28 protein-coding genes and 1 pseudogene are annotated in these 26,562 nt (G+C 39.8%); 14 read left to right on the top strand and 15 right to left on the bottom strand.

Annotated features, from left to right (window positions below):
* Position 1: 1 nt before the first annotated feature.
* The 8 genes from SD449_RS14850 to folP form a co-directional block, all read right to left on the bottom strand.
* Positions 2 to 2,206 carry a peptidase domain-containing ABC transporter gene (locus SD449_RS14850; protein WP_318311647.1) on the bottom strand — a complete coding sequence of 735 codons (2,205 nt, stop codon included), beginning with the start codon at positions 2,204 to 2,206 and terminating at the stop codon, positions 2 to 4.
* Positions 2,206 to 3,045, bottom strand: a complete 840-nt coding sequence (locus SD449_RS14845; RefSeq protein WP_318311646.1) for a tetratricopeptide repeat protein — start codon at positions 3,043 to 3,045, stop codon at positions 2,206 to 2,208. The genes SD449_RS14850 and SD449_RS14845 overlap by 1 nt, the downstream gene beginning before the upstream one ends.
* Positions 3,042 to 3,482, bottom strand: a complete 441-nt coding sequence (locus tag SD449_RS14840) for a hypothetical protein (protein WP_318311644.1) — start codon at positions 3,480 to 3,482, stop codon at positions 3,042 to 3,044. The genes SD449_RS14845 and SD449_RS14840 overlap by 4 nt, the downstream gene beginning before the upstream one ends.
* Positions 3,466 to 4,680, bottom strand: a complete 1,215-nt coding sequence (locus SD449_RS14835) for a hypothetical protein (RefSeq protein WP_318311642.1) — start codon at positions 4,678 to 4,680, stop codon at positions 3,466 to 3,468. Before SD449_RS14835 ends, SD449_RS14840 begins: the two co-directional genes overlap by 17 nt.
* A 70-nt stretch (positions 4,681 to 4,750) precedes the next feature.
* Positions 4,751 to 4,927 (bottom strand): hypothetical protein, encoded by a 177-nt coding sequence (locus SD449_RS14830; RefSeq protein WP_318311641.1) that lies wholly within the window; start codon positions 4,925 to 4,927, stop codon positions 4,751 to 4,753.
* Between the two features lie 330 nt (positions 4,928 to 5,257).
* Positions 5,258 to 5,947, bottom strand: a complete 690-nt coding sequence (locus tag SD449_RS14825; RefSeq protein WP_318311640.1) for a DUF3667 domain-containing protein — start codon at positions 5,945 to 5,947, stop codon at positions 5,258 to 5,260.
* 86 nt (positions 5,948 to 6,033) lie between these two features.
* On the bottom strand, positions 6,034 to 6,822 hold the full coding sequence (gene cdaA / locus SD449_RS14820; RefSeq protein WP_318311639.1) for a diadenylate cyclase CdaA: 789 nt from the start codon (positions 6,820 to 6,822) through the stop codon (positions 6,034 to 6,036).
* Between the two features lie 44 nt (positions 6,823 to 6,866).
* Positions 6,867 to 7,700 carry a dihydropteroate synthase gene (gene folP, locus SD449_RS14815; protein WP_318311638.1) on the bottom strand — a complete coding sequence of 278 codons (834 nt, stop codon included), beginning with the start codon at positions 7,698 to 7,700 and terminating at the stop codon, positions 6,867 to 6,869.
* A 95-nt stretch (positions 7,701 to 7,795) separates the two neighbouring features.
* Between folP and SD449_RS14810 the strand changes: the two genes are divergently transcribed.
* The 8 genes from SD449_RS14810 to SD449_RS14775 all read left to right on the top strand — a co-directional run bounded on the left by SD449_RS14810 (position 7,796) and on the right by SD449_RS14775 (position 13,013).
* Positions 7,796 to 8,341, top strand: a complete 546-nt coding sequence (locus tag SD449_RS14810; RefSeq protein WP_318311636.1) for a DUF1599 domain-containing protein — start codon at positions 7,796 to 7,798, stop codon at positions 8,339 to 8,341.
* A gap of 26 nt (positions 8,342 to 8,367) precedes the next feature.
* Entirely contained in the window at positions 8,368 to 8,709 is a 342-nt protein-coding gene (locus tag SD449_RS14805; protein WP_220114031.1) for a four helix bundle protein, read from the top strand.
* Positions 8,710 to 8,764: 55 nt separating this feature from the next.
* Entirely contained in the window at positions 8,765 to 9,859 is a 1,095-nt protein-coding gene (locus SD449_RS14800; protein ID WP_318311634.1) for a BT_3928 family protein, read from the top strand.
* A 37-nt stretch (positions 9,860 to 9,896) separates the two neighbouring features.
* On the top strand, positions 9,897 to 10,301 hold the full coding sequence (locus SD449_RS14795) for a four helix bundle protein (protein WP_318311632.1): 405 nt from the start codon (positions 9,897 to 9,899) through the stop codon (positions 10,299 to 10,301).
* A 60-nt stretch (positions 10,302 to 10,361) separates the two neighbouring features.
* Entirely contained in the window at positions 10,362 to 11,111 is a 750-nt protein-coding gene (gene tpiA, locus SD449_RS14790; protein ID WP_318311630.1) for a triose-phosphate isomerase, read from the top strand.
* A 3-nt stretch (positions 11,112 to 11,114) separates the two neighbouring features.
* On the top strand, positions 11,115 to 11,948 hold the full coding sequence (gene prmA, locus SD449_RS14785; RefSeq protein WP_318311629.1) for a 50S ribosomal protein L11 methyltransferase: 834 nt from the start codon (positions 11,115 to 11,117) through the stop codon (positions 11,946 to 11,948).
* A 22-nt stretch (positions 11,949 to 11,970) separates the two neighbouring features.
* Complete coding sequence (locus tag SD449_RS14780; protein ID WP_318311628.1) at positions 11,971 to 12,246, top strand: ATP-dependent Clp protease adaptor ClpS; 276 nt, start codon at positions 11,971 to 11,973, stop codon at positions 12,244 to 12,246.
* A gap of 164 nt (positions 12,247 to 12,410) precedes the next feature.
* The gene (locus tag SD449_RS14775; RefSeq protein ID WP_318311626.1) at positions 12,411 to 13,013 is read left to right on the top strand and encodes a hypothetical protein; all 603 of its coding nucleotides are present in this window, start codon (positions 12,411 to 12,413) and stop codon (positions 13,011 to 13,013) included.
* A 52-nt stretch (positions 13,014 to 13,065) separates the two neighbouring features.
* On the opposite strand, the gene SD449_RS14770 is transcribed toward SD449_RS14775, so the two are convergent.
* Positions 13,066 to 14,673, bottom strand: a complete 1,608-nt coding sequence (locus SD449_RS14770) for an amidohydrolase family protein (RefSeq protein ID WP_318311624.1) — start codon at positions 14,671 to 14,673, stop codon at positions 13,066 to 13,068.
* Between the two features lie 456 nt (positions 14,674 to 15,129).
* Here SD449_RS14770 and SD449_RS14765 point away from each other — a divergent pair, with 456 nt between their 5' ends.
* On the top strand, positions 15,130 to 15,570 hold the full coding sequence (locus tag SD449_RS14765; protein ID WP_318311622.1) for a DsrE family protein: 441 nt from the start codon (positions 15,130 to 15,132) through the stop codon (positions 15,568 to 15,570).
* 673 nt (positions 15,571 to 16,243) lie between these two features.
* Here the strand turns inward: SD449_RS14765 and SD449_RS14760 are convergent.
* From SD449_RS14760 to SD449_RS14745, 4 genes are all read right to left on the bottom strand, one after another.
* Positions 16,244 to 19,414, bottom strand: coding sequence for an efflux RND transporter permease subunit (locus SD449_RS14760; protein ID WP_036379400.1), 3,171 nt, complete (start codon positions 19,412 to 19,414; stop codon positions 16,244 to 16,246).
* A 36-nt stretch (positions 19,415 to 19,450) separates the two neighbouring features.
* Positions 19,451 to 20,515 carry an efflux RND transporter periplasmic adaptor subunit gene (locus tag SD449_RS14755; RefSeq protein WP_036379401.1) on the bottom strand — a complete coding sequence of 355 codons (1,065 nt, stop codon included), beginning with the start codon at positions 20,513 to 20,515 and terminating at the stop codon, positions 19,451 to 19,453.
* An 8-nt stretch (positions 20,516 to 20,523) separates the two neighbouring features.
* Positions 20,524 to 21,861, bottom strand: a complete 1,338-nt coding sequence (locus SD449_RS14750; RefSeq protein WP_036386003.1) for a TolC family protein — start codon at positions 21,859 to 21,861, stop codon at positions 20,524 to 20,526.
* Between the two features lie 100 nt (positions 21,862 to 21,961).
* Positions 21,962 to 22,402: a PaaI family thioesterase gene (locus tag SD449_RS14745; protein ID WP_318311620.1), complete on the bottom strand. Its 441-nt coding sequence runs from the start codon at positions 22,400 to 22,402 to the stop codon at positions 21,962 to 21,964.
* Positions 22,403 to 22,481: 79 nt separating this feature from the next.
* Between SD449_RS14745 and SD449_RS14740 the strand changes: the two genes are divergently transcribed.
* Both SD449_RS14740 and SD449_RS14735 read left to right on the top strand, forming a co-directional pair.
* Positions 22,482 to 23,090, top strand: a complete 609-nt coding sequence (locus SD449_RS14740; RefSeq protein ID WP_051947139.1) for a TetR/AcrR family transcriptional regulator — start codon at positions 22,482 to 22,484, stop codon at positions 23,088 to 23,090.
* A gap of 65 nt (positions 23,091 to 23,155) precedes the next feature.
* Positions 23,156 to 23,626, top strand: a complete 471-nt coding sequence (locus SD449_RS14735) for a lysophospholipid acyltransferase family protein (protein WP_318311619.1) — start codon at positions 23,156 to 23,158, stop codon at positions 23,624 to 23,626.
* On the opposite strand, the gene SD449_RS14730 is transcribed toward SD449_RS14735, so the two are convergent.
* Positions 23,598 to 23,768, bottom strand: coding sequence for a hypothetical protein (locus tag SD449_RS14730; protein ID WP_318311618.1), 171 nt, complete (start codon positions 23,766 to 23,768; stop codon positions 23,598 to 23,600). The two genes, SD449_RS14735 and SD449_RS14730, sit on opposite strands and share 29 nt — an antisense overlap.
* Positions 23,769 to 23,873: 105 nt before the next feature.
* Here SD449_RS14730 and SD449_RS14725 point away from each other — a divergent pair, with 105 nt between their 5' ends.
* Positions 23,874 to 24,086 (top strand): lysophospholipid acyltransferase family protein, encoded by a 213-nt coding sequence (locus SD449_RS14725; protein ID WP_036379405.1) that lies wholly within the window; start codon positions 23,874 to 23,876, stop codon positions 24,084 to 24,086.
* Positions 24,087 to 24,223: 137 nt separating this feature from the next.
* Positions 24,224 to 24,820, top strand: coding sequence for a TetR/AcrR family transcriptional regulator (locus SD449_RS14720; protein WP_318311617.1), 597 nt, complete (start codon positions 24,224 to 24,226; stop codon positions 24,818 to 24,820).
* A gap of 163 nt (positions 24,821 to 24,983) precedes the next feature.
* Here SD449_RS14720 and SD449_RS14715 read toward each other — a convergent pair whose 3' ends face one another.
* Positions 24,984 to 25,106 carry a hypothetical protein gene (locus tag SD449_RS14715; RefSeq protein WP_255307434.1) on the bottom strand — a complete coding sequence of 41 codons (123 nt, stop codon included), beginning with the start codon at positions 25,104 to 25,106 and terminating at the stop codon, positions 24,984 to 24,986.
* Positions 25,107 to 25,209: 103 nt separating this feature from the next.
* Between SD449_RS14715 and SD449_RS14710 the strand changes: the two are divergent.
* A pseudogene (locus SD449_RS14710) lies at positions 25,210 to 26,311 on the top strand (IS3 family transposase).
* Positions 26,312 to 26,562 lie beyond the last annotated feature (251 nt).

The following is a 26,562-nucleotide window of genomic DNA, read 5'->3' as shown; positions in this document are numbered from 1 at the left end:
GTTAACTGCCCAATTCCAATTGGTCTTTTACCAATTTATAATAGACCCCCCTATTTTTCACTAATTCTTGATGCTTGCCTTCTTCTATGATTTTGCCTTTTTCCAATACAATTATATTATTGGCCTTTTTCACAGTGCTCAATCTATGGGCTACTATTACAACTGTTTTATTTTCAAAAAACTCATGTAGCTTATTCATTATTTGACTTTCATTGGTTGAGTCCAAAGCACTTGTAGCCTCATCAAAAAATAAATAATCAGGATTCTTATATACAGCCCTGGCAATCAATATTCTTTGCTTTTGACCACCACTAATTCCCATTCCACTTGCTCCAATCCTCGTATTATACCCCATGGGCAATGACTCTATGAAAGATTCCATATTGGCTATCCTAACAGCTCTTAAAAGTTTTTCTTTATCAATTAAGCCTTCTGAGTCAGATTCAGTTATGTTGCGAGCAATTGTATCTGAAAAAATATACCCTTCTTGCATAACGGAGCCACATTTTGATCTCCAAAATGAAACGCTTAAGTTATTGAGCATGGTATTGCCAATTTTAATTAAACCTTTATTGGGATTTACAATTTTAAGTAGATGTTTTACAAGAGTTGTTTTACCACTTCCACTCGCACCTACTATTGCGGTTATCTTACCTTGTGGGATTTTAAAATTTAAATTTTCCAAAACCAAGGGTGAATGCTTGCTACCATATCTGAAACTCAGATTATGAACATAGATAGATTTATCTTTTGGTAATTGTCTTATACTTTCCTCTATCTTATTCTCCTCATCATCTTGTAGGTGTACATCAGATATTCTTGCTAAGCTCAATTGAGTATCTTGGGCAGATTGAATAAAAGTAATAAGGTTGTTGACAGGAATATTCAGTTGCCCAAGTATATATTGAATAGACAACATAGCTCCTAATGTAATTTGACCATCAATTACACTTTTAGCTGCTAAAAAAGTTATTATGATATTTTTTACTTGATCTATAAATGAACCTCCGATATTTTGTGTCTGTTGCAGTGCCAAACCCTTAATGGAAACTCTATAAAGTCTGGACTGAATGGTTTCCCACTCCCATCTTCTTTTTCTTTCTGACCCATTCAATTTGATTTCTTGCATTCCATTTAAAAGCTGGACAATACTGCTCTGATTTCCTGATGCTAAATCAAACCTTCTATAATCAAGCTCTTTTCTTTTCTTTAGGAAAAGAACTGTCCATCCTAAATATAATAATGTTCCCAATGTGAAAATTGAAAAAATGAACAGATTGTAATAAGCCAGCACCAAAGAAAAAATAACAATATGTACAAAAGAAAACAATGCGCCTAAAGTTGATGATGACAGAAAATTTTGAATTCTAGTATGGTCCTGAATACGCTGTAATAAATCCCCAATATTTTTTCTGTCAAAAAACAGAATAGGCAACTTCATCAACTTCATTAGAAAGTCAGACAATAGTCTTATGTTAATACGACTTGTCATGTGTAACATCAACCAATCCCTAATTATTTGAATCGATGTGCTACTTACAAAGAAAACTAATTGAGCTATTAGTATTAAGTAGACAAAGCTTAGATTTTGATAATTTATGCCATAATCTACAACAGCCTGGGTTAAAAATGGCATGGCCAACTGCAACAAGGTTATTATAAAAAGACCCAGAAATATTTGTATTAAAACTCTATTGTATTCTTTGAAGTAGGGAAGTAAAAACTTGAACCCAAATTTTTTCTTTAAAGAATCATCTTCAATTCTATAGAACTCTGGAGTTGGCTCCAATAATAGAACCGAACCCTCATGATAATACTTCTTTTGTTTATTGGGAATCCAACCATCTATAAATTCATCTTTAGAATATTTGATAAGGCCATGTGCAGGGTCGGAAACATAAACTTTTTCTTTTTTAATTTTATAAACAACAATGAAATGTCTTTGTCTCCAATGCACGATACAAGGTAATGGAGCTTGTTCCGAAAGTGTTTCGTAAGTTAAATTGGCCCCGAGGGAACGCATTCCAATAATTTCTGCAGCCTCTGCAACACCTCCATAAGAAGAACCTTGCTGTGTAATGTGTGATTTTTCCCTTAAATAATCAATACTGTATATTTTCCCATAAAACTTTGCGATTATCTTTAAACAAGTTGGCCCACAATCTTTCATGTCCAACTGTTTATAAAAAGGAAACTGCTTTGGCATTAATTCATACAGTTTTGGAGTATGTGTTGGTCCACCTGTTGTATATATATCTCATGGAACAATTCTACATATGGATCAGAAGATTTATACCCTTTACTGACCAAGGAATGTGCTTTGTCCAGATTTATGCAGCCTGATTCATTATTTCCCAACTTTAATTGAGACAGACCAATAAAATAATAAGCTTCGGAACATTTATCATTGTTGCTAATTGCTTGATTAAATGCAGTAATTGCATCAGCATATCTTTCTAAATAAAATAAACTTATTCCTTTGTTTAGAAAAACTTGGTAATTAACCCAATTATCATCATTTTCAGTCGATGTGTTTTCTATTGAAGTGATAAACTCATTTAAAGCCAATTCGTATTGCCCCATTTCCTTATGCGCAAGACCTTTGAGGTAGTGGATGCATTCACCCATAGGCCAATCGGAAAAGTCTGGAGTTGAATCATCAAATTCATTTAGCACTTGCAGTGCTTGCTCATAATCGTGGTAATGATAGAGCAGCACCCATCCGTAATAGGCACCAGCATCTCTAGGGTTTATCTCATATGACTTTTTTAATGCTTCTATCGCGATGTCATAATTCCCATTTTTTGTGTTTTGGACAGAAAGTGCATGATATATTTCAGCATCGGGTTTTTTCATTTTGGATATAGCATAGTTCATAATTTTATTGCCTGTTTTATTGTTGCCTGCATATACTTCTGAATATCCATATTGGAATAAAAGCATGAATAAAAATTGATTGAAAAATATTCCTAAAACAATGGTCAAAGCTATAATGGATGAAAAAAACAGCCATACACCTTTTAAACCTCTCTTCTTATGTATCATTTGGGCAAAATATCTTTAAGCTTCCCATCAACTAATTTGAATGCAAAAAACTTATGGCTATCTATATTTTCGCCCATATCATTCGTTGCAGGAATCCATTCTTTTAAACCTTTTGTTAGCAAAAGCAATTGCTTTGTAATTTTATCTGAAAGTCTTGTATTCGTATAATTTAGGTTGTAGGATTGAATTTTATAGTTGCCTGTTTCTCCATGGCAATTGACTTGAAATTGAATACGGATTATACCTGTATCCTTTTCTCCATATGTCGGTTTATAATTTTCATAGAAGTGTTTTTTTATTTCGTAAAAACCGCCTTTATATTCCAAGCTAGGGTAATAATATGGGTGTACACTTCCTGAACATAAATTAAATTCCTTATCATCTTGTTTACAACAAATTAAAAGAATTATAAAAAAAAGGTTAATTAGTAATTTCATTTAAAGGGTTTAGCTCTAAAAATTTGGAAAAAGTGAAATTATATGGTTGATTTGAGAAATCATAATCTTTAAAAGTATCTCGTTCCATGTCCAATAATCCAAGCAGGGATTTTTTCATTTCGAGATATATCTCAAGACCTTGTTTTGTAAATATATTCATGGCTCGCTCGTTGGACTCAACAGTTTTGTCAATAAGCAAAATATCATTAAAAAACTTTCTCAAATAGAAATGGATTCTTCCTATAAGCTCATGTTTATCTAATCTTTTAAAAAGATTTTCATTCAAACACTTGAACAAAGAAAGTAAAGTCACATGATAAGTATACAAAGCATGAAAAAGAATATTTAGGTCTCTGGTCTCTATAACATCGTCGATTAAAAAGGTTGATAAAGGGGTGGCTGGATCAACCTTAAAAAATAGTTTGGTATCCCATAAAACATTGTAGAAAATACAATGGCCTGACTGGTGCACTATATCATCAATAAAAAAAATTTCCTTATAATCGTCTTGATATGAGTTGAGAAAAATAGTTCCTAATGCTTTCATAGTTGCAAATGAGTTTCTTAATGTTGTGTCAACATTAAAAATTACTGCCTTTTTAACCGTTTGATCGATTATTTCGAACTGAAGGGGCATTAGTTCTTTAATGGTTTTGAATGCGTTTGTTAAATGAACCTTTTTTAATCGGGTTATTTCTTCAATCTCGACGGTAATTAATCTCCCATGTATATCGTAATAGCATTGGTTCAAAAGTGAAATCGGATACTTTAGTAGTTCAATATTGGTTCCATCGATAAACTCAATAGTTTCAAAAATGAAATCAATTTTTTTATTTCCTAAGAATAAATTGAAATCATTTCGACTATCTCTCTCCAATGTTATTATTACACTCGGGTGTTCTGTTATAAACCAACCAATATTGGAGATATAGAACCTACCACTCGAATCGGATGATATTTTTAACCGTTTTGGACGTAGGTCTTCTTTAATATATCCATAAATTAATGTTTGCAAATCTATAAAGGCTCTGTTTGGACTATTGAAATAGGCATAAAATAAAGGGTCTTGATAAATATTGTCATTCTCAAAATCAATTAAGTCAAAAATATTCTCGTCTTCTTTAAATAAGAGGACTTTAATATTATTGACTAATTCTTTCTTTCCAACAAGTGTCAAAGATTGTATTAATTCCTCCATGTTGTCTTTAACTGAACTAAAAAAAGGGAGGTTTTCTCCCTTAATACTTTTTAATAATTATAATAAAAGGCTATTCCCATATACTATCCCATGCCTCTTTGAGGGTTAAGTATACTTTGTGATTAGCAGATACTGCGCCATGACATTCAGAGGCATCACCTCCTTTGATTTTTTCAAGTACCTCATTAGTGTTTACATTTTTCGCTTTTTGTTTAAAAGCATCAAGACTTAATCTTGCATTAGTCATAATAATGTATTTAAAGTTTACCTACTCTATTAGCTTTTCGGCTTCCGCTATAAAAATTTCTAAAAAAGGACGATAATACAACTTAACCGAGGAATGGCTGGTTCCTAATTGATGAACGCCTCATCTGAGTTCACCAATGCCCATTTTCAATTGATAGATGACAATCTTGAGGGAATTGAAAGAAAAAGATTGCAATGAGCTATGAGATTTTGCTGCAATACAAGTATAATGGCTTGCTCAGTAGAGTGTAAAGGCGCGGTAACGTACCAAGAGACCCTAAAAGAATGAAGTAATTATACGGCCCAGTTCTTGGCAGAGGAGGTGGCTTGATCAGTTTTGCGGGGGCACAAAATCTTGTAGGGTGATCTCACCTGTCAATAACATAATTACGGGTATTAGTATTGAAGTGAACAAATAAAGAATTCCAAAAATCGTATAAAATAGGAACAACCGAGCTACAAGGGCTATACCTTTTGACCCTGAGATTCTGATAATAATATAGGAGGAATACACTATCATGCTCAAAGAAGCAATCAAAGAAAATGTTAAATAGTGCTCTGGAATAAGAAGAAGCAATAATAATGAAGGAATAAAGCTAAAAAGGCTAAAATGGGCAAGAGCGTACATAAATATTATCATCCGCTCTGCAAAATTGTATTTCTTTTCATCAAAACATAACCAGCCCGATATGGCCATCAAAGGGATGTAAATCAGGAAAATAAGGGCATTATAATCTAAGATAAAGCCCATAAGTTTTTCTTGATAGACAGTTGAAGCCCCTGTTTCAAAAGCATCGAATTGCATAAAATCAATGGATCTGGCCATCAGAAATACAATAATTCCAGAAAGTGTCAATGCTATTCCAATATAGCTGATGGGGTTCAGGTATTTTCTGCGAAGTCCCTGCAAGTATCCCTCAATGACGACTTCGGGCTTGGTGAACAAATGGACAAAGGTTCTAATGAAAGTGTTGTCAAGATTAAAATATCTTTCCAAGAAATCAACCCACAGATTCTTCACGGTAATCCTATTGCGAATTACCTTGCCACCGCAAGCTGGACAATAAAGGAAATCTGTTCGCAGTCTTGCGTCACAATTTTTACAGGTCATTGCTCCAAGTCCTTTTTAATACGCTTTACCAATTCTTCCTTATTTTTAAAAGGGATAAAATCTCCATTCTTGATGTAGGATATGGATCCGGTTTCTTCACTGACCACCAAGCAGAGCGAATCGGTTTTTTCCGTGATTCCCACTGCTGCCCTGTGTCGCAATCCAAAACGGAGCGGAATATTGCGATCGTTGGAAACGGGTAAAATCACCCTGGTGGCCGTAATATAGTTGTCTTGTATCACAATGGCGCCGTCGTGCAACGGGCTGTTTTTAAAGAAGATACTTTCCAAAATAGGTTGTGTCACCTTAATGTTCATGGAATCTCCGGTAGATTTTACAAAATCCAGGGAATTATTGCGCTCTATTACGATCAGGGCCCCTGTTTTTGAGGTTCCCATACGCTCGCACGCCCCAATGATGGACTCCACATCGGTACTGGTGGAAATGGCTTCCTGCCGTAAAAATTTGAAATGCCTGAGGACATTGCGTTTGGAGGCAAAGTTGGTAGACCCTATCATCAGTAAAAACTTTCGGATTTCCTGTTGGAACACGATGATCAGGGCAATCAGTCCAATATTCATGAAACCACCGACCATGCTGCTGATCATTTTCATTTGGAGCAGTTCGGTAAGTTTCCACAGGGCCCAAACGATTACTATCCCGATAAAAATGTTGATGGCCACCGTGCCTTTGACCAATTTATAAATGTAATAGAGGAGCGCGGCCACGAGGACTATGTCGATGATATCCGTAATCTTGAACTCGATAAAATTTAAAAAATCCAACCGCTGCGTTTTTGTAAAATTAGCAAAAATAGGAGAACCTCAAATTAGAGGGCGTTCTCTTTTAAGGCCGTTACAAGTTTAACACATTCCACGGCTTCTTTTACATCGTGGGCCCTAATAATATTGGCACCTTTTAAAAGTGCCACGGTATGCAGCGCCGTGGTTCCGTTTAGCGCTTCTTGCGGTGATGATTCCAACACTTTATAGATCATGGATTTTCTGCTCAGGCCTATCAAAATGGGCAAACCAAAGTTTTGGAACATGTCCAAATGGTTCAGTAGCGTGTAGTTCTGCCCTGTTGTCTTGGCAAAACCAAAGCCTGGGTCAATGATGATGTCGTTTATTTTTTTTGATGTAGTTTTTTTGATTTTCTCTGAAAAATAATACCTGAGATCGTTGATCAAGTTGTCGTAGGTTGCTTCCTTTTGCATGGATTGCGGAGTGCCTTTCATGTGCATCATAATGTACGGAACTTGATGGTTGGCGACCGTATCGAACATTGCTTCATCCAGATTTCCAGCCGAAATATCGTTGATCATGGCCGCACCGTGTTCTATACTTTCAGCTGCTACCTTGCTCCGAAAGGTATCCACCGAAATCAAAGTATCGGGAAATTTATTTAGGATAAGATAGATAACAGGAATCATCCGTTTTAGCTCCTCGTCTTCCGGAACGTGCTCTGCACCCGGTCTGGAACTGTAGGCGCCCATATCTATAAAAGTTGCACCATGGTTGAGCATGTATTCCACTTGGTTAAGGATGGATGCTTCGTCCTTGTACTTTCCGCCATCAAAAAAGGAATCTGGAGTAAGGTTGAGAATACCCATGACTTTGGGCGTTTTTAGGTCTACAAGCTCACCTTTACAGTTTATGGTCATAAAAAATATCTGCTTTGTCGGGTTTCATTATCTTTGGCAAAGTGCTCACGGGCACGGATAAGTTGGACGAAATTTACGCAAATTAGCAACAATACATGCAGCAGACTTCCCAACAATACGATGCGGTGATACAAACCTGTCGCGAATTGTTTTCAAAAAAGGCCAAGGACTATGGTACCGCTTGGCGAATCCTTAGGTTACCCTCATTGACAGACCAGATTTTTATTAAGGCACAACGTATTCGTGGTCTTCAACAGAACGATGTGCGCAAGGTGGACGAAGACGAGCGTTCCGAGTTTATCGGGATCATTAACTATTCCATTATGGCACTCATTCAGATTAAAAAGGGAGTGGTAGAGCAGCCAGATTTGACCGCCGAGGAGGCCATTGCACTTTATGATGAGCAAGTTGCTATTACCAAGAAGCTGATGGAAGACAAAAACCACGATTACGGGGAGGCTTGGCGCGATATGCGGGTAAGTTCCCTTACCGATTTGATCTTGCAAAAGTTGCTGCGTGTAAAACAGATTGAGAACAATCAAGGAGCCACCTTGGTCAGCGAAGGCGTGGATGCCAACTATCAGGATATGGTTAATTATGCAGTTTTTGCACTCATTCATTTGGGTGTAAATACCAAATGATAAAATCCAAATAACAAAAATTTGCTTTGAATAACAAGTATGATTTAGAAGATAGAACATTCAATTTTGCAAAGAATTGTAGAAAGTATGTCAAATCATTGAAAACCTCCGTCATAAACATTGAAGATGGAAAACAATTGATTCGTTCTTCTGGTTCTGTTGGAGCCAATTATATTGAGGCGAATGAAAAACTGGGGGATAAGGATTTTAAGTTTAGATTGAAAATAGCAAGAAAAGAAGCAAAGGAATCGGGGTATTGGTTACGTTTGCTGAAGGATTCGAATCCTGATAGTGATTTAGCGCAGAATTTGATTGAGGAATCTATCGAGTTAAGAAAGATATTATCATCAATTTTAAAAAAGGCTTAATCGAGAGGAAATTGGGTTTTGTTTTTTTAGGATTGGAAATTTATTTTAGAAAAATATGAAGTATTTGGTCTGGATATCAAGAATTATAGTAGGAGTGCTGTTCATTATCAGCGGGCTGATAAAGTTGAACGACCCCATGGGTTTTTCATTCAAACTGGAAGAGTATTTCAGTCCAGGGGTATTGGACCTGCCATTTTTGACGCCTTTGGCATTGGCCATCTCCATTTTTGTGGTTATTGTTGAGGTGATTTTGGGCATTTTACTATTGATTGGATTTAAACCCAAATTCACGGTTTGGAGCCTACTGCTCATGATCGTGTTCTTCACTTTCTTGACGTTTTATTCAGCATATTTCAATAAAGTGACGGATTGCGGATGCTTTGGCGATGCAATAAAACTCACCCCATGGGAATCCTTTACCAAAGATGTGATTCTTCTGGTCTTCATTTTAATATTGTTCTTCGGAAGAAAATATATTACACCATTGTTCAGTCCCAAAGTCAATTGGATAGTTGGGGGAGTGTCGTTGCTGGCTTGTGCCCTGTTTGCAAATCATGTATTGGCCCATTTGCCATCGGTAGATTTCAGACCTTATAAAATCGGGGTCAATATTCAAGAGGGAATGTCCGTTCCCGAAGATGCTCCCCAACCGATCTACGAATATGCATGGCGTTTTAAGGTAGATGGAGAAGAAAAAATTTATGTGACCGAAGGTGACTATCCCACGGTAGATGGAGAGTTCATTGACGTGGAAACTACTCAGATACAAGCAGGGTACGAACCGCCAATACACGATTTCACCATTGAGCAGGAAGGGCAGAACTACGCATCTGAACTGCTAGAAGAGGATAAACTGGTAATGGTGATTGCCTATGATATGACAAAAAGCAACCTTGAGGCCTTTGAGGATGTTGCCGACGTAACGGCAAAGGCAAAACAAAAGGGCTACAAAGTCATAGGAATGTCCGCTTCTAGTAGAGACATGGCCGAGAAGATTATAGAGACCTACGGACTGGGCTTTGAATTTTATTTTACGGATGAGACCACGTTGAAGACCATTGTGCGCTCCAATCCGGCAATTTTGGTGCTCAGCAAGGGAACCATTCAGCAAAAGGTACATTACAACGATTTTGATGAACTGGAGTTTTAATGTTTGTTGTTTTTCAGTTTAAATGTTTTGATGTAAGATGGGTAGGATAGATAGGTTCGAAGATTTGGAAGTCTGGAAAATTTCCAGGGAACTGTGTCAACTAGTAGAGCACCTTTTTCAAACAACTGAGTTGGGGAACAATTATGCGTTGCGCAACCAAATGGAGCGAAGTTCAGGTTCAATTATGGATAATATAGCAGAAGGCTTTGGAAGAGGTGGAAATAAAGAGTTCCATAATTTTTTGAGTTTTTCAAAAGGTTCGTGTACAGAGTTGAAATCTCAATTTTATCGTTCTTTCGACAAGAAGCTAATCACTGATGAGGATTGCATGAAAGCTCTGGAGATGACAGAACACTGTAACAACAAAATTGGGGCGTTCATGTATTACCTTCGAAACACTAAAATAAGAGGACAAAAATTCAACAATAGAGAAAAAGAATAATTTTTTACACCAAACACCAAACACCAAACACCAAAACAGTATAACATAACAACAAATAACATGAGAACAAAGATTGTGGCAGGAAATTGGAAAATGAACAAGAACCTTCAGGAAACGGAGGAACTTTTGGCCGAGCTTTCCGCCAAACTACCAGATACCGATGCCGATGTGATAGTGGCACCTACATTTGTAAACCTTCAAGCTGCCAAAGAAGCACTTCAGGATTCCAAGGTGCAGGTCGCTGCACAGAACATGCACTTTGCCGAAAGCGGGGCATATACAGGAGAAATCTCAGCGGATATGTTGCTTAGTCTGGAAGTGGACGTGGTAATTCTCGGACACTCCGAAAGACGTGCTTATTTTGGTGAGGATGATGAATTATTGGCGAAAAAAGTAAAAACCGCCATTGAAAAAGGCTTGAAAGTCATTTTCTGCTTTGGTGAAGAATTGGAGGACAGAAAATCCGATAATCACTTTGCCGTAGTGGAAAGCCAGTTGAAAAACGCCCTGTTTGACCTTGATGCCAGCGCTTGGAGCAAGATAGTACTTGCATACGAGCCTGTGTGGGCCATTGGTACAGGAGAAACCGCCAGTCCGGAACAAGCACAGGAAATGCACGCGTTCATCAGAAAAACCATAGCAGATGGATTCAATGCATCCATTGCCGAGGATGTCTCCATTTTGTATGGCGGGAGCGTTAAGCCTGCCAACGCGGCCGAGATTTTTTCCAAACCTGATGTGGACGGTGGTTTGATCGGGGGAGCTTCTTTGGTAGCCTCTGATTTTACAGACATCATCAAGGCGATTTAAAACATGTCCTTGGTATATATAGAATACGATTTTAAAATTAGCCCGCTCCAACCCGCAACCGATATTTTGATTGCGGAGTTGGGGGAATTGGGTTTTGAGAGTTTTGTGGAAAACGAAGAGGGGGTTCTCGCCTATATCCTAAAATCGGAATGGAAAGAAACCAATTTCACTGATTTGTTTGCATTCCAAAACCCGGACTTTGAAATAAGCTGGACAAGCAAGGAAATGGAACAGCAGAACTGGAACGCGGAGTGGGAGAAAAACTTTCATCCTATAAAAGTAGGCGATCGTTGTATGGTACGTGCCCCATTTCACGAAGCTGTGGAGGTGGAATACGATATTGTGATAGAACCTAAAATGAGTTTTGGCACAGGCCACCACGAAACCACCCATATGATGTTGCAACATATTCTGGATCATGATTTTGAGGGAAAGTCCGTTTTGGATATGGGCTGCGGAACAGGCGTCTTGGCAATTTTGGCCAAAAAACGGGGAGCTGCCGATACGGAAGCCATCGATATTGATGAATGGTGCTTTTTGAACAGCCAGGAAAGTGTGGAGAGAAATAACTGTGCGGACATCAAGGTGTTCCAAGGAGATAGTAGTTTGTTGAACGGTAGAACATACGATGTTATTTTGGCCAACATCAACAGAAATATACTACTGGATGATATTCCCATTTATGCGGATTGTCTCAAAAAAGGAGGGTGGTTATTTTTAAGTGGCTTTTATTTGGAGGATTTGGATGCAATTTCTTCAAAATGTAGTGCCCATGGTTTGGAATTTGAAAAAAATCTGGAGAAGAACAACTGGATTTCAGCAAAATATGTAAATTAGGAAGTAGTAAACTTCATAGGTTATGGGTACTAAAGAAAAAGAGTTGGAAGATGTCCTTCTGGAGGAAGAGACGATAAATGAACATGAAATAATTCTTTTTAATGATGACGTAAACACTTTTGATTATGTTATCGAAACCCTTATCAATGTATGTGAGCACACACCCGAACAGGCCGAACAGTGCTCTTTAATTGTCCATTACAAAGGCAAGTGCACCGTAAAAACCGGTGAGTATTCTTTTCTTAAGCCTAAATGCAGCAAGCTGTTACAGGCTGGCTTGAGCGCGGAAATAGTGTAAGGTTTTATCCATACTGTTTCACTGTATGAATACGAGTTCTCTAATGAATACTGCCGATTAAAATTCATGTTTTCTTTACTGTATCCAGATTGACCATTGCTCCCAATTCTTTACATTTAGCCTCGAGAACCAACGACCAACCCACTAACCACGCATTCTGAAAAATGAGTGAATTTTTTAAGGCCGAACTAAAGGACCGTTTTTTGGAATATGCATTGGAGCGCAGCGACTATTTTGAGATTCAGACGCTCTATGATGAATTTCTTAGACCCAACTACAGTCTGGAATATGTACAAAAACTGGTAAAAGAGATTCAGTCCTATGACTCCACTTTATTGGATGTAATGAGCGGGAATGGGATGGATATGTTTCTTTTGGCCTCAACTTCGACCACGCAGGACTTTTTGGATGAGGGAGGGTTTATGAATCTTTATGTGAAGGAAGAGGAGAAATGGGATACATTTCTGGGACAGCTCTCCGGTACTCCAAAATTGACCAAAGAGGAAAAAAGGCAATTAAAAAGGAACACACCAGATTTAAAGAGGGAGAAAATAATGCTCATAGGTTTGATAGTGGCCGTTGCGGTAAGCTTTTTGTTCACCCTGGTCAGTATTTTAAAAGAAACCCTGCTGGAGCCGGAATATGTGCCGGCGGATGAATTTGAGCGTAAAATGAACCAGTTGCAGGAAAAGTATATTTTGGAGAACGAAAAACTCGAAATGGAACTGAAAGAAGCCCAACGCGTATTGGATTCCCTTCAAAAATAGAAAAGGCGATAACACTTCGATCACCGCCTTTTATCCTTCTTTTCAATAATCTTTATTGTTTCATACCAGGTTGTACTATCTGGTAATTGGCTTCGGTCTTGGCTTGCTTCACGATGTTTTTCACATCCTCTAACAGTTTCTTGGCATCATAGATTATCCCGTCCTTAATGGTATATTTTACGCCTCCGACCCTCTTAATGGTGTTGTCCTCCTGCAATTGAATGGCGCCCGTACCATAAAGAGCCTTCAAATTTTCTAATGGGTTCTCTTCAACGATTACAAAATCGGCCAATTTGCCAACCTTGATGGTGCCTATTTCGTCTTCCAGTCCAAGTGCCTCGGCCCCGTTCAATGTGGCCGCTTTTATAACTTCCAGAGGATGAAAACCGGCTTCCCGCAGGAGCTCCATTTCCCTGGGATAAGCAAAACCGTACAACTGGTAGATAAATCCTGCATCCGTTCCCACGGTCACCCTACCGCCCCTGTTTTTATATTCATTCAAAAAGGTCATCCAGAGCTTGTAATTTTCTTTCCAATCAATTTCTTGTTCCGTGCCCCAATAGTGCCAGTAAGATCCATGCGATTGTCTGCTCGGTGCATAAAACTCCCATAGAGAGGGGAGGGTATATTGCTCATGCCATTCCGCACGTCTGGCTCTCTGCAGATCTCGGTTGGCCTCGTAAATGACCATCGTAGGCGAAAGTGAAAAATCCAATGAAATGAGCTCGTCCATCACCGCGTTCCATTTTTCGGAATAAGGCTTGGCTGCTTGTTTCCAAAGTTGTCCGGCTTCACCAAAACGATCTTGTTCGTTTTGGTAGTTATAATCGAGCGAGTAATCCTGTACGGTCCTATCCTCGAACATGGCTTCTGGCAATCCATACCAATGCTCCATGGAGGTTAGCCCGGCCCTTGCGCTGTTGAGTACGTTCCATCGGCCCACATACAATTGGGCATGGTGGGTTTTTGATCGTAGTCCCATCTTTTTGTTCTCGTCCAATGCGGCCGTCATTACTTCGGGAAGACCACCACCGAACTTTATGCCATCGGCACCTTTTTTGGCATTCGCCCTGACCCATTCCCTAGCAGCTTCAGGGGTAGTGATGTCCGCTCGTCCCCTTTCCCCGTTCAAATTGTTTCCAAACCAATTGTACGCTTGTATCCGTGGTGCCGTAATCTCGTTTTTAGCACTTTTTGCCTTCTGGTCCAAGACCCAATCAATCCCGTTCCCGGACCCAGGATCACAAATGGTGGTAATACCGTGTCCCAACCATAACTTAAACACATATTCGGCAGGAGTACCCTGTGATGAGCCCCCGATATGCGCATGGGTATCCACAAAGCCCGGTAGTAAATACATGCCCTCGGCATTGAGTTCTTTGCCACCTTCTTTAAGTTTGGGCCTTCTGTCGGGATTGATTTCCATTCCGGGAAACCCGACAATCTGGACCGACGCGATCCTATTGTTTTCCACAACAATGTCCACTGGACCAATAGGGGGTGAGAGGGTCCCGTCGATTACAGTTGCCCCCCGAATGATCAATTGCGACCAAGGTCCGTCACCTTCAGCCCTCGGCGGAGCTTTTTCTATTTGTGCGTTGCAGAAGATCCCTATAAAAAGGCAAACAAATAACAATGCTTTGTAATTCAGTGTTTTCATATAATTGGTTTAGTTGGTTTTTGAAATCAAACAAGTATTATTGGTAATCCATTATTTTATTTAATGAAAATCTAATGATTTTGGAATTTTAGTAAAAAAAATGAACATTAAGTCGTCTAATTTAAACAATCAATCGATTTTTTATTAAATTGTTGGAAGCTAATTCAACAAACCATTGACACTTTTTACTAAACCTCATCCTTTTTGCAAAAAGGTAAGTGTTGTCGCTATATTTTTATCAAAAAAACGATAGGTTATCGAACACGGTGATTTAGGAGGATTGTGGAAATATTCCTCTTCCTACATTTTATCTGGATGAGGTTTCGGCAACCGCAAAAAGCTTTTATTGGTTCGGGCGGAAAGCCAATTAGTATGTATAGGACGATTGTTGTGAGAGATGACGAACAATAATTGTACTTTTAGAGCACAATTTTTAGCTCACTAATACCAATCTCTATGAAACTTTTCCGAAATATTTTTCTTTTGGGACTTCTATCTATTTTGACCGTACCGACCGTATTTGGGCAGGATACGTTGAATGCGGAAATAGTATCAAATTTACAAGAGACCAAAAAATATGCCTTTGGAGTGAGTGAGGAACGTCATTTTAGGGGAGTTTTGAGCATGTATGACAAACTCGTGGCCAGCGGGGTAGAGGTTACGGAATATGAAATCGTTACCAAAGGAAAGTTGGTAACACAACTGGTAAAAGGGTCGGATCTGGAAACACTCTATCAAAAATATAAGAATAAAGTGCGAGTGAGTGTTTGTAGCGTGGCCATGGAAAAGTTGGGTGTTACAGCGGACCAATTGATTCCTGGTATGGAGCCTGTTGCCACGTGGTCCCTAAGGATACTGCATTTGCAGGCCAAAGGATATAACACCCTGATGTATTAGGTACATCATTTTGATCACACCATGTGAAAATAAAAAAACCTTGCAACCATGGTTGCAAGGTTTTTCTTTTCTTTGGCATTGCTGCCCAGTGAACTCGACAGGACAGAGTTCAAACTTTTTGAAGGAAGATATTGAAATCATTATCAATAAATCATTTCATATTAAAAATATTTGATTTTAATTCATTAAGAAGTTATATGATAAAATAAGTAGAAACGATTGTTTTGAAAGTATTTTTCCTATAAAGGTTTTCTGATTACAAGTTCTATCACACCCTTTATTTTATGATGGGTAGAGCCTATTTTACTAAAAAAATGTGAATGGTACCATGTACGGTTATTCTGTGATAAAAACACAGAATAAATGAGAGGGTAAGAATTTTTTAAAAATGGAACAATCACCAAAATCGATTTAATTGTATTTTTTGAGGCTCGATTTCCATGATAAAACCAAAGAAAAAACGGGTCTGCAAATTAAACTCTGTCTGAAAGTAATTAAGTATTAATTTTTAGAGGTCAGTAGTTAGTTACTTATCCAAGATTTCACTTGGTGTATCATTGTACATTATAATGATGAACATCGATTCAAATCTAACAAAAAGGTCGCCAAGGACCGCCATGGGATAGCATTTTAGATGTCGATAAAGCTCAACAACCGGAACACGGCCAGCATATCACAGCGTGTGGTCTGGGTTAAAGCCATCTACCAATTTTTTATGCTCGTAATCGGCCACCATAAGCTCCTCATAATCAGTTTTTGTTCCCTTGGTAAACTTATGTACCAATTTTTCCATTAAATTGTATATTACCGGTACTATTATCAAGGTCAAGAAAAGCGAACTTATCAATCCCCCGATGATAACCCAGGCAAGACCATTTTTCCATCCCGATCCCGGGCCTGAGGCCAACGCAATGGGAAGCATCCCGAAAACCATGGCAATGGTGGTCATTAGAATTGGGCGGAGACGTGCGTGGTTGGCCTGTATCAAGGCGTTCCTGACCGTTTCCCCTGACCGGACCCTTTCGTTGGCAAAGTCAACCAGGATAATGGCGTTTTTACACACTAGCCCGATCAACATAATTATACCAAGAATGGTAAAGATGTTCAGGGAATTGTTCGTTAACGCCAATGCCAGCAAAGCTCCGATGAACGATAAGGGAATGGAAAAAAGAACTACGAACGGGTGCACAAAACTGTCGTACAGGGAAACCATTACCAAATAGACCAATATAATAGCTGCCAACATAGCAATTCCCAGTGTTCCGAACCCTTCCGACTGCCTTTCTTTATCCCCACCCCATACGTAATCGACCCCCGTGGGCCGTTCGACATCCTGGAAGGCAGCTTCCCATTCATCCGCGACCGTACCAGCTGGTCTGCCAACGGACTGCCCTTTTACGGTAACCGACGCGGTCTTATCCCGGCGTTCCAATTGGCTCGGGCCCAACGTTTCGGTGATGTCGGCGAACTGTGAGAGTTTTACCTCTTGCCCTTGGTCATTAGTAAGGATCAAATCCCCTACATCGACAATGCTTTTTCTATCAAAACTATTGTAGCGAATGTTAATATCATATTCATATTCCCCTGCCCTGAATTTGCCATCGGTATTCCCGTTAAATGCTGTTTGCATTGTCAACCCCACCGTTTGTAACGATAATCCCAGGGAGGCCATTTTATCCCGATCTACTTGAACATTGATTTCAGGATTTCCCGTTTCTACGGACAATTCAATTTCCGTGGCCCCAGGAATCTTATGCAGTTCCGCCTCCGCCTTTCTGGCAAAGACCATGGCACTATCCAAACTAGGTCCGGTCACTACCAAGGCCAACGGGGCTTCCTCCGCCACTCCCAAAAGACTTATAGGGACGGTTTTCACCTTGGCTCCGACCAAAATTTTCTCTAAACGACGTTTTGTTTTGGCGGCAAATACATAAGAATCGTCCTGCCTTTCATTTTCATCAACCATTTGGACGTTTATTTCCGCCTTGTAAGCTGTAGCCTGTGAAGCTCCTAAGCCTTCGCTGGTCTGGCCTACAGTGGTGATAAGGCTCTTGACTTCTTCCTGTGTATTCAAAAAGGCCTCTGCTTTTTGGGCCATAAAATTACTTTCTTCCAATGAGGCATCTTTTGGTAGTTCTATCTGCACCAAAAACTCGCCCCTATCCGATGTGGCAAAGAATTCGCCTCCAATAAATCCTGCCGCTACCAAGGCGATCGAAGCAAAGAAGATAACCAAAACGATGGACAGCGTGGTTTTATAATGATCCAGGCACCAGGTCAATAAGCCGGAGATCCAATTCGTGAAACGTTTTAACTGTGTTTCGAATTTGATGATAAGCCTACCGAACAGGTTTTTACCTGTGATATGCTCCAATTTTCCGAAACGGGACGATAACCAAGGAATAATGGTAAACGATGCCAATAGGGACAACAAGGTCGAAATAATTATGGTCACACAAAATTGGGTAATGATTTTGGACACCAGACCGCTGCTCATGGCAATGGGAAAAAAGACGACCACGATTACCAGCGTTATGGATGTTACCGTGCCCCCGATTTCAGCGGTACCGTCATAGGCCGCACGGACACGGTTTTTGCCCATTTCCATATGCCGGTAAATGTTTTCGAGTACAACGATGGCATCGTCCACCAAGATGCCTACGACCAAAGACAATCCTAATAAACTCATTAAGTTCAAGGTATAATCCAACAACAAAAAGCCTATAAATGTCGCAACCAACGATGCGGGTATGGACACCATTACAATTAGCGAGTTTCTTACACTGTGCAAGAAGAACAGCATTACGATCGCCACCAATAACACGGCGATCAATAGGTCATGGATTACGGAATCGGCCGCCTCTAGGGTAAAAACACTACTGTCATTGGCGACATTGAGACTGAGGTCTATGGTTTTATAATCGGTCTCGAGCTGTGCTATCCGTTTTAATATATCTTCACTTACAGCTACGGCATTGGCATCGGACTGCTTGATCACCTGCAGTAGGATGGCACTTTTTTGCTTTACCCGTGCAATTTTTTCAGGTATTTTTTGACTGTCCTGAACATCCGCAATATCACTGAGCCTCACTTGGATGCCATCTTTATCAGCGACTACCAGATTGCGCAGCTCTTCAACATTTTTATATTTTCCGGCCAACCGGATCAATATTTTTTGCTGCCTGGTCTGAATATTTCCTGTGGGGAAATCCAAATTCGAGGCCAGGATGGTCTGTTGGACCTGGGGTATGGAAAGGTTATATCCATGAAGTCGGTCGGCGTCTAAATTTACCTGGATTTCCCTTTCTTGCCCCCCGATCAAATTTATCTGTGCCACACCATTGACCCGGGAAAGCAAAGGGGCAATTTTTTTATCAATCAGGTCATAAAACTTAATTTCATCCATAGTGCCATTAGCACCAATTGTCATAATCGGAAGGTCGCTCAATGAAAATTTGCTTAAGGAGGGTGTTTTGGCATCATCGGGCAGATCACTGATAATGGCATTGATTTTCCGTTGTGCATCGTTTAGGGAAATATCAACATTGGCATCATCCGTCAAGGTAATCGCAACCGTGGAAAGGCTTTCATAAGAACGGGATTCTATTTTTTTGATGTTCTCCAGAGAGGCAACCGCATCCTCTATTTTTTTTGTCACGGTATTTTCGATCTCGCTGGGCGAGGCACCGGGGTAGATAGTGGCGACGGTTATGACATTTCGGTCGAATTTGGGTATCAATTCATACCCCAGTTGGTTATAACTGAACAGGCCCCCAAGGGTAAGTATGGTGAATAGCACAATGACCAATGAAGGCCTTTTTATGGAAATTTCCGCTAATTTCATAGTATGGAATAAAATGTTTCAGGTTATTGTCCGGTTCTAGTCGATGATGTCTATCTTGGAACCGTTCTGTAGATTGATCTGCCCGGTAACTATTACGAGTTCATTGCTGTCCAGACCATCTAATATTTCGACCTTATCACCGAATATTCTTCCAGCCGTTACACCGGTCAGTTTTGCAACTCCATCCTCAGCGACAAAAACCTGGTTACTGCTTACACTTCCCAGGAACGCATTTCTAGGGGCCACCAGTATCTTTTCGCTTTCCCGGTCTGACGAGGTGAAGGATGCCGTCCCGTACATGCCCGCCTTCAAGGCGTTGTCCGGATTGTTCGATATCTCGATTTCCACAGGAAAATTCAAACTGCTATCCGATTTCGGTGCTATAAACGTGATTTTCCCTGCAAATGTCCTGTCTGGTAAGACACTGGCTTTTACATTTACCGGGGCACCCGTTTTTAAACTGGCCACTTGGGACTCGTTGACCGTAACCCTAAGTTTAAGTTTGGAGACATCGACAATTTCGAACATTGGTGTTGCTGTTGCCAGAACAGAACCTGGTTCGATAAAACGCTTATTTACAACTCCTTTTATCGTAGCTTTTATGCTGACATCACTCGCATTTACCCTCGCTTGTTCCAGTCTCGATTGTGCAGTAACCAAGGTCAACTTGGCCTGATCCATTTGTTGTTCGGTCACTCCACCGGTTTTTAAGGCATTTTCAAAACGGTTGAAATTTTTGGACGCATTCTGATAGGCCGCTTCGGCCGCGTGCAGTTCTGCCGATACCTGCTCACTTCTCACAACTGCCAAAGTCTTGCCCACTCTGACATGATCACCTTCTTCTACCAATACCCTAACGACTCTACCTGGCTTTTCCGCAGAAAAATCCAGTTCTTTAAAGGGCTCGAAGTTTCCATTGGCGGTAAAATTGAGGGGAATAGTTTCCATCTTTACCGTATCAACCTTTACAGTGACACTAGCATTTTTCTGTGCAACTATATCCGTTTTTGCTTGATTTTCTTGTTTGTTGTTCATTAAGATGAAGGCAATCAGGGCCAATACCACTAAAATTGTAAGTATGTATATTATGTTCTTTTTCATCGTGCTTATTAGTTTGTTAGTGACTTTAATTCCCCTTTAGACTTCAACAACAGGATTTCTGCCAGTTTGTATTGTAAAATTGCGGAGTTAAAGTTGTTCCTAGCCTCGGTCAAGGCGTTTTCCGCATCCAATAGATCCGTTAGCGGAGCCAAACCTTGGACGTAATTGTTTCTGGTATTGTCCAAAACTGCCTGTGCCAACCTGACATTTTCGTTTTGATTGTTGACGGTCGCAATACTATTGTTTATTTGGGTTCGGGCATTTTCGTAATCAAGATCTAAGGCCAATTCGGTATCCTTGATATCCTCTTGTAAGATCCGCAGATCTATATCGGCCTGCATTACTTTGGAACGTGTACCAAAACCTGCGAAAATGGGAATTTTCAAATTCAATCCTATCGATGAAAAATCGGACCAATATACCTTGTCCTCAGGCTTTTTGAACCAGGGAAGGTCCGGGCCTTGGCCAAGATAGTTGTACCCAACTGTTAGGGAAAGCGTTGGATAATATTCCGCCTTGACCGCCATTTTCTGGTAAGTCAACAATTGTTCCTGCTTTTTGAGAAGCAGATACTCCGATCGATTCTCGGTATCCGGGGATGAAACTACCTCGCTTGGTCTGAATTCGAACTCGATTTCCGGAATTTCGATTTGGGCGGTTATGGGCATTCCCATAAAAAATTTCAGGGTATTTTCTTGAAGTTGTAGCGCATTGTTTATCTGGAGCCGTTGGGTCTCTAGATTTGAAATTTTAACAATAATCCTGTCCAAATCGATTTTCTTCGCTAGCCCATTTTGAAACTGGCCCTCAATGATATTTTTCGCCTTGATCGTATTTGCCAACGTACTATCAAGTACCTGAAGGTTTAAACGCTGTAGATATACTTGATAGTAACTATTGGCTACCTTTTCTATTACCTGCTCTTGAGTTAATCGATTATTGATCTGATAAAACTCACGGGTAGTTTTTGCTGCTTTTAAACCTGTGTAAACCGATTGGTCAAATAAGTTCTGGTTCAACGAAACACCAAAGACCGAATTCCATTTTTGCCCCAAAGTTGCCTGTATAACGGTGCCCGGTTGCCCAAAGGAACTTCCATCGATCACATTGGTCTGTAGGATGGGATTATAGACCAAACTACCATTTCCTGTGATCTGTGGCAATGCTCGCGAACGAACTTCCTGGATTTGGTACTCACTATTTTCAATGGCCAGCTTCGATTTTTGTGCATCGGCCTTGTATTCAAGAGCATAGGAAACGGCATCCTTTAGGCTAAGCTGCTTTATTTCCTGGGCATTGGCTACGCAAACAAGGCATAAAAGGGAAATGCTTAAAATTTTTTTGATCATAAACGGATACGTATTTAATGGGGGAGAAATTTTAGGATGTCCTATAGGGTTTTTTAAGATCCTCTTGTTTTATGCATAATTCTTTATTACCTAAAGTTTAGGAGCCGTTTCTATGGATGCTATATATACATCTTGCCAAAGCCACTAAATCATTTTGTCCACTTTGGAAAAGTTCCACGTCCACCACGTTGATGGATTTACCACTTTTAACAATCTTTGCCTTGGCCAAAATATCCCCTTCAACGGTAGGATGGAGATAATCGATCCGCATATCCAAGGTATTTATCCTGTCCTGTAAGGAATCGAGGGTCGTCGCTCCGGCAGCTCCTCCAGCCGTATCGGCCATAGCGGCCAAAATTCCTCCATGCCATCGTTTTTGCAGATAGTCGCCTATGAATTCTTTCTTAAAAGGGACTTTGATGCACACGTACCCAAGTCTGATTTCCATAATTTCTAACCCGAATATTTTATTGGCCGGCATCATGTTTTCAATAGCATGCTTTAAAAACAAATAGTCGTCTTGCCCTATTTCCTGCATTGGTCAGATTTTAAAAATTAAAAGATTTTTTTTTTGCTAAAATAAATATTATTTTAGACTTTCTAACTAAAAAAGTCAAATGTTCAATATTGAAAGTACCGATAATTTTTCGTTAATACTTGATTCCGCCAAAAAAAGATTTTGCCGTTATGGCCTTAAAAAAACAACAATGACGGAGATTGCCGGGGATATAGGTCTATCAAAAGCATCCCTATACTACTACTTCTCCACTAAAGAAGAACTTTTCAAGGAAGTAGTAAAGCAAGAACATAAAACATTTTTAAACGAGATTGAAGGTCTTCTTTCTTCGGTTGTCCCTGCAGAAGAGTTATTCCATATTTACCTAGAAAGGCGACTGATCTACTTTCGCGATTTTGCACACCTCAGTTCTTTGAGCCTGGAATCTATAAACAGTTTAAAACCCGTTTACGCCCGCCTATTCGAAAACCTTCGCAAAGAAGAAATACGACTTGTGAGTAAAATATTGGAAAAAGGTATTGCCGCCCAAGATTTTGAAAATCTTGATATTGCTTATTATTCGCAATTGTTCATTGCCATTTTCCAAGGGTTGCGGCACAATGTACTTATTAAAAAAGACACAATAAATATCACGGAAATTGAGTATTCTCTATTGCAGAGACAATATGAAAGCGCATTAAAAATGTTCGTGAAAGGAATCAAAAAATAAATCGTAGGCCTTTAGAAAAAAGGAAACTAATTATTTGTTGCCTGCGCCATTATAATTTTTTTGTAATGAAAAACAAGATGCTGCCCAAGATTAGATATTTGCCTTTTTATGCCATCTCGACCCTGCCGATGCCTGTTCTGTACCTGTTATCGGACATATTGTTTGTAGTGGTCTATTACCTCATGAAGTATAGAAGGAACTTAGTCTCGGACAATATCAAAAAATCCTTTCCTCAAAAACCACAAATTACACTGAGAAAAATTGAAAAGAACTTCTATCGGCATTTCAGTGATATACTTGTCGAATCGATTAAGACATTGACCATCAGTAAAAGGTCGGCAATGAAACGTTTGCGTATAGAGAATCCGGATTTGGTAGAACATTATTTAAGCGAGAATAAAAATATTTTGCTTTACACTGCCCATCAGGGAAATTGGGAATGGTTGATATTCCTACCACTTTTTTTCCTTACCGATCAGACACTTTATACAAACCAATTAAAAACCACTATTTCAATAGCCTATTTAAAATTATAGAGAACGATTTGGTGTCCATTGCATTGAATCCACCAAGGGATATAGGACCATTATCGACCTTGAACGAAAGAATGTCATTATGTTGAACTGCATCATCGGCGATCAAAGCCCTGTCAGAATCAGTACCAAACATTGCTGCCATTTTTTGAACAGGGAAACAGCTTTTTTCTAGGGGCCGAAAAGCTTGCCAAAAAAACCAGTGAAGTTGTTTTGTTCCCTTCTTACAAAAAAATAAAAAGAGGGTACTATGGACTACATTTTTAGTTTGATAACGGAAAGTCCCGTTTCCGTGAGAATCAATGGGATTATAGAAGACTATGCAGAGGCATTGGAAAACGTGATCTTTAAATCGCCGGAACTTTGGCTATGGAGCCAAAGAAGATGGAAGTTAAGTGCCTCAATTTGGGATTTTAAAGTACCCGGCATTATTTGGTCTATCCAAAATGCTATTGAAATTTAAGACCAGTTATATTTGACTAGAAAGAACCGAAACAAAAGGTTTAACGACCTAATATTATTTATCATTTTGGTGATCTTTATCATATTTCGCTATCGTTATAAATACGTAACTTTATGTTGCCTTAATAATTTAACCCAATGATCTGTAAATCCGAACTTGTTGCATGCTCCGCCTTAAACTTCGCTCAATTTGGGAGTAAACGGTTCACACTCGATGAGTTGGCAAATCAGCTTGGCATATCAAAGAAGACCATCTACCATTATTTTAGGAAAAAAGAAGAATTGGTTCAAGAGAGTACGGTCTATCTACTGCAAAGATATTCAAGGGAGATCCAAGAATCGGAGATTGCTTTCTGTAAAGATCCTCTGGAAAAGATAATACTGATATACAAAAAGGGTTTCGAACATTTAAAATTTTTCAGTCCCACGTTCCTTTTCGGACTAAAGAAATATTACCCTAAGGCCTATGATCTCTATTATAGCTTTCGAAATGATTTGGTAAATAAAACTATTTACGAACTCTTTGTCGATGCACAAAAATTGGGCTTTATTCAAAATGAGGTGAACTTGAGATTGGTTTGTGAACTGTACTTTTTGAATTTGAACACTATCGCTTTTGGTAAAACCAGTCTGTTTGATAAATATACCCAGCACGAGATTCTACAACATCTCATAATCAACACCATAAAAGGTATTGTAACCGAAGATTACACCAACAGGTTTATCCAAAAATAGACTGACAACCGTCATGTATTATAATTGCCCCCATCCTTAGGACAGGGACAGGGACAATTACAAACAAAAACTTGACGAGCTAGCCCATAAACTCGCCTAGCGATCAGATAAAGTGCATTGGTCATTTTTGCGCCTCTTCCTTTCCTTACGCACCGCTCTTCAACTAGACTAGGATGGCATTGATAATTTCAGAAATCGGGGCTGTCGGTGGAAAACCACTTTGGGAAAGAAAAATCTGCGGAACTATCTCCATTTCAATAGTATCTTTATCGTGTACTTTGTGCATGGACTATGGAATTTAAGTATGGTAACACTGATCTCAGAAGTCTGTAAGGTTCCCTGAAAAACGAAGCGTTGGAAATTAGAGTTCAACGTTTAAATTTGAGGCAATGAAAAAAAGCAGATTCACCGAGACACAGATCATCAAGGTCCTAACGGCACAAGAAAAGGGAAAGACCGTTGCCGAGATATGCCGCGAGCACGGTATCAGCCAACCGACCTTTTACAACTGGAAGGCAAAATAAGGGGGGCATGGGAGTAGACCAACTCAAGAAGATGAAGGAGATGGAGTCGGAACTTGCCGAGTTCAAGCGCATGTAAGCCGATCTTGCCTTTGAGAACAACGCCCTGAAGAACCTTATCGAAAAAAGCTAAGCCCGCCGAGAAGCGAGAAGCTGTCGGATACCTGGCCAAAGAGGTAGGGTTGAGTATCAGGCGGCCTGTGTGGCGGTGAGCCTTAGGCTGTCGGTCTATTATTACCGTTTCAAGAGGAAGCCCGAAGACGAAGTGATTATGGATTCTTTGGAAAAGCTGGCCGAAGGTCACCCGACCTACGGGTTCAGAAAGATGTTCCATATGCTCAGGGCAATGGGCCACGGCTGGAACCATAAAAAAGTCTACAGGATCTATGTGTTGATGGGGCTGAACATTCGAAGAAAGCGAAAGAGAAGGTTGCCCGAAAGGGTAAAGAGCCCACATATACACCCCGTGGACTGTAACATCACATGGAGTGCCGATTTCATGCAGGATACCTTGACCAACGGAAAATCGTTCAGGGTCTTCAACGTAATCGACGACCTAAACAGGGAACCCCTGGTGTCCACCGTCGACACTTCGCTCAGTGCGAGGAGGATAACAAGAGAACTGGACAGGCTCATCGAATGGAGGGGTTCACCGGAGACCATCCGCGTGGACAATGGCCCTGAGTTCACTTCGGCCATTTTCAATACATGGGCCACAAAGAACGGTGTCGAGATCCGGTATTTCCAACCGGGAAAACCGACCCAGAACACTTTGGTCGAGAGGTTCAACGGCATCTACCGTAAAGAGGTTTTGGATGCTTATCTGTTCACGGAGCTTGATCTGGTCAGGGACCAGACCCAGAGATGGTTCCGGGAATACAACAATGTCCGACCACATGAATCATTGGGCAACAGGCCACCGAAAAAATTTTGGAAAGCCGAGGGAAATCCAGCTTTCCCTAATTGCTAATGGACAGCCATTTCACAAAAGAAAGTATATTTATGGACGCTTTGCTTTAGGGGAACCTTACACTATCTCTCGTCCAAAAAAAGTTTAAATCACTTCATATGCAAAATAACCTACTGAAGCAAGGTCGTGTTTATGACTTATATTGAAAAATGGTTATTCCAAAACTTATCAAATTTTCTCAATAAACCTCAAATGTAATATTTCATGTTTTAAAGTAACGCCAAAGACAACAGGCACTGCCAGTAATTACC

This window comes from Flagellimonas crocea (assembly GCF_033441595.1).
Taxonomy (GTDB): domain Bacteria; phylum Bacteroidota; class Bacteroidia; order Flavobacteriales; family Flavobacteriaceae; genus Flagellimonas; species Flagellimonas crocea.
Note: the sequence above shows the minus strand (reverse complement) of the source record. Positions and strands in the feature narration are given on the sequence as shown.

Bases quoted from the DNA above. Each gene is read 5' to 3' on its own strand.
- SD449_RS14795 (WP_318311632.1), top strand. From the start codon at position 9,897: ATGGGTAGGATAGATAGGTTCGAAGATTTGGAAGTCTGGAAAATTTCC.
- SD449_RS14760 (WP_036379400.1), bottom strand. From the start codon at position 19,414: ATGAAATTAGCGGAAATTTCCATAAAAAGGCCTTCATTGGTCATTGTG.
- prmA (WP_318311629.1), top strand. From the start codon at position 11,115: ATGTCCTTGGTATATATAGAATACGATTTTAAAATTAGCCCGCTCCAA.
- SD449_RS14775 (WP_318311626.1), top strand. From the start codon at position 12,411: ATGAGTGAATTTTTTAAGGCCGAACTAAAGGACCGTTTTTTGGAATAT.
- SD449_RS14730 (WP_318311618.1), bottom strand. From the start codon at position 23,768: ATGGCAGCAATGTTTGGTACTGATTCTGACAGGGCTTTGATCGCCGAT.
- SD449_RS14845 (WP_318311646.1), bottom strand. From the start codon at position 3,045: ATGATACATAAGAAGAGAGGTTTAAAAGGTGTATGGCTGTTTTTTTCA.
- SD449_RS14745 (WP_318311620.1), bottom strand. From the start codon at position 22,402: ATGCAGGAAATAGGGCAAGACGACTATTTGTTTTTAAAGCATGCTATT.
- SD449_RS14840 (WP_318311644.1), bottom strand. From the start codon at position 3,482: ATGAAATTACTAATTAACCTTTTTTTTATAATTCTTTTAATTTGTTGT.
- SD449_RS14830 (WP_318311641.1), bottom strand. From the start codon at position 4,927: ATGACTAATGCAAGATTAAGTCTTGATGCTTTTAAACAAAAAGCGAAA.
- SD449_RS14755 (WP_036379401.1), bottom strand. From the start codon at position 20,515: ATGAAAAAGAACATAATATACATACTTACAATTTTAGTGGTATTGGCC.
- SD449_RS14770 (WP_318311624.1), bottom strand. From the start codon at position 14,673: ATGAAAACACTGAATTACAAAGCATTGTTATTTGTTTGCCTTTTTATA.
- SD449_RS14835 (WP_318311642.1), bottom strand. From the start codon at position 4,680: ATGGAGGAATTAATACAATCTTTGACACTTGTTGGAAAGAAAGAATTA.
- SD449_RS14740 (WP_051947139.1), top strand. From the start codon at position 22,482: ATGTTCAATATTGAAAGTACCGATAATTTTTCGTTAATACTTGATTCC.
- folP (WP_318311638.1), bottom strand. From the start codon at position 7,700: ATGACCATAAACTGTAAAGGTGAGCTTGTAGACCTAAAAACGCCCAAA.
- SD449_RS14800 (WP_318311634.1), top strand. From the start codon at position 8,765: ATGAAGTATTTGGTCTGGATATCAAGAATTATAGTAGGAGTGCTGTTC.
- tpiA (WP_318311630.1), top strand. From the start codon at position 10,362: ATGAGAACAAAGATTGTGGCAGGAAATTGGAAAATGAACAAGAACCTT.
- SD449_RS14765 (WP_318311622.1), top strand. From the start codon at position 15,130: ATGAAACTTTTCCGAAATATTTTTCTTTTGGGACTTCTATCTATTTTG.
- SD449_RS14735 (WP_318311619.1), top strand. From the start codon at position 23,156: ATGAAAAACAAGATGCTGCCCAAGATTAGATATTTGCCTTTTTATGCC.
- SD449_RS14725 (WP_036379405.1), top strand. From the start codon at position 23,874: ATGGACTACATTTTTAGTTTGATAACGGAAAGTCCCGTTTCCGTGAGA.
- SD449_RS14850 (WP_318311647.1), bottom strand. From the start codon at position 2,206: ATGCCAAAGCAGTTTCCTTTTTATAAACAGTTGGACATGAAAGATTGT.
- SD449_RS14810 (WP_318311636.1), top strand. From the start codon at position 7,796: ATGCAGCAGACTTCCCAACAATACGATGCGGTGATACAAACCTGTCGC.
- SD449_RS14720 (WP_318311617.1), top strand. From the start codon at position 24,224: ATGATCTGTAAATCCGAACTTGTTGCATGCTCCGCCTTAAACTTCGCT.
- SD449_RS14715 (WP_255307434.1), bottom strand. From the start codon at position 25,106: ATGCACAAAGTACACGATAAAGATACTATTGAAATGGAGATAGTTCCG.
- SD449_RS14780 (WP_318311628.1), top strand. From the start codon at position 11,971: ATGGGTACTAAAGAAAAAGAGTTGGAAGATGTCCTTCTGGAGGAAGAG.